Below are 455 nucleotides of genomic sequence, written 5' to 3'. Positions count from 1 at the left end.
GATCTGGCGCACCAGCGAGGTGTCGCCCTTCAGCCCTTGGCCGTTGCCGCTGTCACGCGCCAGCATCAGGAAGGTCTTGTCGGAGAGCGCTACGATCTCGCTCTGCGCGGCGATCTTGGTCTTGCCCTTGGCATCCTTGAACACCGGCAGCGGCACGACATACTCATGCGCCAGCTTGAGGTGGGCGGGGTCGGAGGCGTCATAGACCAGCGCACGCGTGTTCTGGCGCGTCGCGGGCGAATCGCCGCCATCCTGGCGGGGCGCCGATTGCAGCACCGCGATCAGCGACTTGCCATCCGGCGTCATCGCCATGCCTTCAAGACCCTGGTTGTTCTGGCGGCCGGTATCGGGATCCTTCGGATCGGGCTCGGCGGCACCCGGACCCGGATTGTCCGAGGCGAAGTTCGGCGCGCCGTGGCGCATCGGCACCAGCGCCGCCGGTGGCTGCGTCGCCG

At 68.1% G+C, this 455-nt stretch carries 1 protein-coding gene; it reads right to left on the bottom strand.

Going from position 1 to position 455, the window contains the following annotated elements; translation table 11 throughout:
• Positions 1–455, bottom strand: a 455-nt coding sequence (locus EN935_RS40055; protein WP_206534742.1) for an esterase-like activity of phytase family protein, incomplete at both ends; no start/stop codon positions are given.

Origin of the sequence: Mesorhizobium sp. M7D.F.Ca.US.004.03.1.1 (assembly GCF_003998635.1) — a bacterium.
In the GTDB taxonomy this organism is placed as follows: Bacteria; Pseudomonadota; Alphaproteobacteria; order Rhizobiales; family Rhizobiaceae; genus Mesorhizobium; species Mesorhizobium loti.
This window is presented reverse-complemented; position numbering and strand designations above follow the sequence as displayed.